Below are 4,860 nucleotides of genomic sequence, written 5' to 3'. Positions count from 1 at the left end.
CTTCCACATATTGCTCGATGAGAATGCCCAATCGGCGGGCGGCGATGTCATCTGGTTGCTGCAAGGGAGCCTCCTCAGCGTCGATCGTTTGCAGACCCCCGAGATGTAAAAACCCACGCCGCGAAAGTTAAGGCCTGCTGTCGGCTTGAAGCCCAAAAAATCTATTGCCTTCGTTCAACGAACTGCACCGCAGAGTGTCATCGTGTCCGAACTGGCACATCGCAGCCGCAAGGCGCGGGTCAACTTGCCCGTCCGAATCCCGACCAAAGCGTGTATTCACAACAGCTCCGACAGAACGGCCATGAAATGGTCGTTCTCCGCTGTCGAGCCGATGCTGACTCGCACATAGGTGTCAAAACCCTGCTGCTTCCACGGCTTGACGATGACGCCGTGACGCAGCAGGCCTTCGACGAAGGCGGAAGCATCTTGCCGGCAGTTGAAGAACAGGAAGTTGCCCCTGGAGGCAGCGACATCGAGGCCCTTGCTCGCCAGGAAAGTCTCGACGCGTTTTCTCTCTGCATTGGCCAGCGCGACGACCCTGGCAAGGTGTTCGTCGTCGGCCAGTGCCGCGAGTGCGGCCGCCTGGGCCATCGCGTTGGCGTTGAAAGGCGTGCGGACGCGATCGAGCAGCGCGCGCAGCTCCGGGTCACCGACGATGCCGAAGCCGATCCGCAATCCGGCCAGACCGAACGCCTTGGAAAAGGTCCGCAGCACGATCCAGGGCCGGCCCAGCTTTTCGAGATAGGGCAGGGACGATGCATAATCGTCGCCCTTGGCATATTCGGCATAGGCTTCGTCGATGACGATCAGCGTCTCGTCGCCGACCGCATCCAGAACCCTGGACAGATCGCCGCCGGAGAGCCAGCTGCCGACCGGGTTCATCGGGTTCGAAAACAGCAGCATGCGCGGCCGTTCGCGCACCGCCTCGACCAGCGCATCGACATTGATGGTGAGATCGTCGTTGACGACAACGCGTTTGACGGTCGCCCCCATCAGCGTTGCGTAGTCCTCATGCAACGGGAACGACGGATAGAGCGTGACGACCGCGTCGCCCGGCCGCAACACGGCACGGCTGATGACGGAGAGAAGGTCTTCGGAACCGTTGCCGAGGATGATCTGGCCCTCGGCGACGGCATATTTGTCGCCGATCGCCTGGCGCAGCTTGCGCCCGGCGGGGTCGGGATAGAGGCGGAACATCTCGGAGCCGGCATGCATCGTCGTGGCTAGCGTCGGGCTGGGCCCGAGCGGGTTTTCGTTGGAGCCCAGTTTGGCGATCCTGGCCGGTGCGTATCGCTCCATGACCTCGTCAATGGTGAGCCCGGAATTGTAGGGCGACAAACGGTTGACTTCGGTGCGGACCATATCCGAGGCTTTCGACACGGGTGGGCTCCTCTGCGGTGGATTTCGTCATCCGTACCGTAGTCGAAATAGTTTGTATATGCTTGTATATGTAACTTGATCTGATAGTCTCGACGCTGAAGCGGAAACCGACGCCGGCAAGGAGGATCACATGCGCAACGCTTCTCTCTTCGATCTCTCCGGCAGGAAGGCGCTTGTCACCGGCGCAAGCCGAGGCATCGGGCGCAGCATCGCCGAAGCGCTGAGTGCCGCCGGCGCCGACGTCGCGGTCTCGGCGCGCAGCCTGGCGTCATTACAGGACACAACGACAGCCATCCGCGCCGCCGGCGGGGTGGCGCATGCCGTTGCCCTCGACGTCACCGATGTCGGTCGCTGCCGCGCAGCCACCGCAGAGGCTGCCAGCCTGCTTGGCGGTCTCGACATTCTCGTCAACAATGCCGGCGTGGAGGAGGTGCGGCCCTCGCTCGATGTCGACGAGGCGCTGTGGGACAGGATCGTCGACACGAATCTCAAGGGAGCGTTCTTCTGCGCCCAGGCCGCCGCGCGGCAGATGCGCGATGCCGGCCGTCCTGGTGCCATCATCAATCTGTGCTCGCTGACATCCGAAGTCGGAATTCCCACCGCGGTGCCATACGGCTCGTCGAAGTCGGGCCTGCTCGGCATGACCCGCGCCCTTGCGGCGGAGTGGGCGGAGCTTGGCATAAGGGTCAACGCCATCGCGCCGGGATATTTCAGGACGGCGATGACCGACGTTTTCTACAGCAACGAGGCATGGCAGCACTCCATGCTGGCCAAAATCCCGCAGCGTCGTTTCGGCGACCTCCACGACCTGCATGGCATCGCCGTGTTCCTCGCTTCGGATGCGGCTGCCTACATAACCGGCCAGTCCATTCCGGTCGATGGCGGCTTTCTCGCCTCGATCTGACGAGGCAGGTTTGTCTCCGTGGTTTCGACGGATGATGGAAAAATTGCTGGCGACTATCATACATACATGTATATACTTTTGCCCGGTGAAGCCTCTCGACGGCTTTGATCCTTGCCCCGGTCGGCCTGTCGACCCGCAGAACTATGGCCATCCACGGGCCAACCGTCATTGCGTTCCAAGAGTTCCAGGAGACGAGCAGTTATGTCCGACATCAGCTTCCACGATTTGTCATCCATCGATGCCGACCAGCGCGCCAGTCTGCTGAAGCGCGCCGAGGCCGATCTGACGGTCTTCGTCGAGAAGGTCCGGCCGATCATCCAGGCCGTCAAGGACGAAGGCGATGCCGCCTTGATCCGCTTCGCCAGGGAACTCGACAAGGCCAATGTCGCCGAGGGCGAACTGCAGGTGTCGGAAGCCGAGTTCGACGCGGCGTTCGACAAGGTGGAAAAGGATGTGGTCGAGAGCATCCAGTTCGGCATCGACAACATCAGGCATTTCCATGAGGAGCAGAAGCCGGAGACGATGTGGCTCAAGGAAGTCCGGCCGGGCGCCTACGCCGGCGACAGGTACACGCCGATCGCATCCGTTGCGCTCTACGTGCCGCGCGGCAAGGGCGCCTTTCCATCGGTGACGATGATGACGTCGGTGCCGGCGGTGATTGCCGGCGTGCCGCAGATCGCCATCGTGACGCCGCCGACATCGGATGGTTCGGTGGATGCGGCAACGCTCGTCGCCGCGCGTCTCGCCGGCGTGGGCACGGTCTACAAATGCGGCGGCGCCCAGGCAGTTGCCGCCGTCGCTTACGGCACCGAGACGGTGAAGCCCGCGCTCAAGATCGTCGGCCCCGGCAGCCCGTGGGTGGTGGCGGCCAAGAGCGTGCTGTCGTCGGTCATCAACACAGGCCTTCCGGCCGGCCCGTCGGAAGCGATCATCTTTGCCGATGACAGCGTTGACGGCGGCCTTGCCGCGCTCGACCTGTTGATCGAAGCCGAGCACGGGCCGGATTCCTCGGCCTATCTGGTGACGCACAGCCGCAAGGTTGCAGAAGCAGCGCTTGCTGCACTTCCCGAGCATTGGTCGCGGATGACCGAGCAGCGTGTCGAGTTTTCGCGCGCGGTGCTGACCGGCAAGCGCGGCGGCATCGTGCTGACGGCGTCGCTGGAGGACAGCTACCGCTTCATCAACGACTATGCGCCCGAACATCTCGAGATCCTGTCGAAGGAGCCATTCGCGCATCTCGGGCGCATCACCGAGGCCGCCGAAATCCTGATGGGTCCGCACACGCCGGTGACGCTGGCCAATTTCGTTCTCGGCCCCAATGCGGTGCTGCCGACCAGCCGTTGGGCGCGGACTTACGGCCCGCTTTCGGTGACGGATTTCGTCAAGCGCTCGTCGATCGGCTATGTCACCTCGGCGGCCTATCCGGAACTCGCTCTGCACGCCCGCAGGCTCGCCCGCTACGAGGGCTTCAGCTCGCATGAGAACGCGGTCTCGGAAATCCGCGACCGCTATCTCGCCGGTTGAGCGGAAGCGATCGTGATGAAGGCCGCACGACTGTATGGACCTGGTGACTTGCGCATCGAGGACATCGCCACGCCGGGCGTGCCGGATGCGGGCTGGGTGAAGCTCAGGGTCGACGCCGCCGGCATTTGCGGTTCGGACCTGCACAATTTCCGCACGGGACAGTGGATAAGCCGGTCGCCTTCGACGGCCGGCCATGAGTTGACCGGCACGGTGACTGCCATCGGCGCGGGCGTGGACGCCTTCGCCGTCGGCGACAGGGTGGTCGCCGATTCCCGTTTCTGGTGCGGAGACTGCGCGCAATGTCATGGCGGCAGGCGGCATCTCTGTGTGTCGCTGGGCTTTGTGGGAGAAATCTGCGACGGCGGGTTTGCCGAACAGGCGGTGCTGCCCGCGCGGCTTTTGCATATCATCGATGCCGGGCTCGACGAGCGGGTCGCGGCGATGGCCGAGCCGCTGGCGGTGGCGCTGCACGCGGTGCGGCGCCTGCCGAAAACGGCCGGCTCCGTGCTGGTCGTCGGCTGCGGGCCGATCGGCGGTCTTGCCGCGCTGCTGCTGTCTCGAACTTTTGCGGGCACCGTGCTCGTAACCGACCGCAACCAGGCCCGCTGCGCCCGCGTGTCGCAGGTGACGGGTGCCAGGATCGTCGATCTGAACCGAGATGCCGTTGCCGCCGCAACCGCCAATGCCCCGCTGCTCGCGGCCATTGAGGCGACCGGCAGCGTCGCGGCGCTCAACCAGTTGCTTGGCGTTGTCGATCCCGGCGGCACGATCGCCATGGTGGGCATCTTCCATGGCCGCCTCGACATTGATCCCAATACGCTGGTCGAACGCGAAATCGGCTTGCTGGGATGCCACGCCTTTGCCGATGAGCTGCCCGAGGCGGTGCGGATGCTAGGTGAACTCAGCGAACCGCTGTTGGCGCTGATCGACCAGGAGATCGGCCTGGATGACATTCCGGCTGCCTATGAGCGGCTGTTGGCGGGACACAGCGACGGCTTGAAAACAATCATCCGCATGCGGCCACCTGTCGAGCAGTCGTGATTTCCGCTGAA

General features: G+C 63.7%; 4 protein-coding genes. 3 read left to right on the top strand and 1 reads right to left on the bottom strand.

Annotation, left to right across the window (positions count from 1 at the left end):
* Positions 1 to 276: 276 nt before the first annotated feature.
* Positions 277 to 1,380 carry a histidinol-phosphate transaminase gene (locus EN893_RS19040; protein WP_127270781.1) on the bottom strand — a complete coding sequence of 368 codons (1,104 nt, stop codon included), beginning with the start codon at positions 1,378 to 1,380 and terminating at the stop codon, positions 277 to 279.
* A 130-nt stretch (positions 1,381 to 1,510) separates the two neighbouring features.
* Between EN893_RS19040 and EN893_RS19035 the strand changes: the two genes are divergently transcribed.
* From EN893_RS19035 to EN893_RS19020, 3 genes are all read left to right on the top strand, one after another.
* Entirely contained in the window at positions 1,511 to 2,284 is a 774-nt protein-coding gene (locus EN893_RS19035; RefSeq protein ID WP_127270780.1) for a glucose 1-dehydrogenase, read from the top strand.
* 201 nt (positions 2,285 to 2,485) lie between these two features.
* Complete coding sequence (gene hisD / locus EN893_RS19025) at positions 2,486 to 3,808, top strand: histidinol dehydrogenase (RefSeq protein ID WP_127272454.1); 1,323 nt, start codon at positions 2,486 to 2,488, stop codon at positions 3,806 to 3,808.
* Between the two features lie 15 nt (positions 3,809 to 3,823).
* Positions 3,824 to 4,849, top strand: coding sequence for a zinc-binding dehydrogenase (locus tag EN893_RS19020; protein ID WP_128361696.1), 1,026 nt, complete (start codon positions 3,824 to 3,826; stop codon positions 4,847 to 4,849).
* Positions 4,850 to 4,860: the final 11 nt, after the last annotated feature.

The sequence above is a fragment of the Mesorhizobium sp. M7A.F.Ca.CA.004.04.2.1 genome (assembly GCF_004022825.1).
In the GTDB taxonomy this organism is placed as follows: Bacteria; Pseudomonadota; Alphaproteobacteria; order Rhizobiales; family Rhizobiaceae; genus Mesorhizobium.
This window is presented reverse-complemented; position numbering and strand designations above follow the sequence as displayed.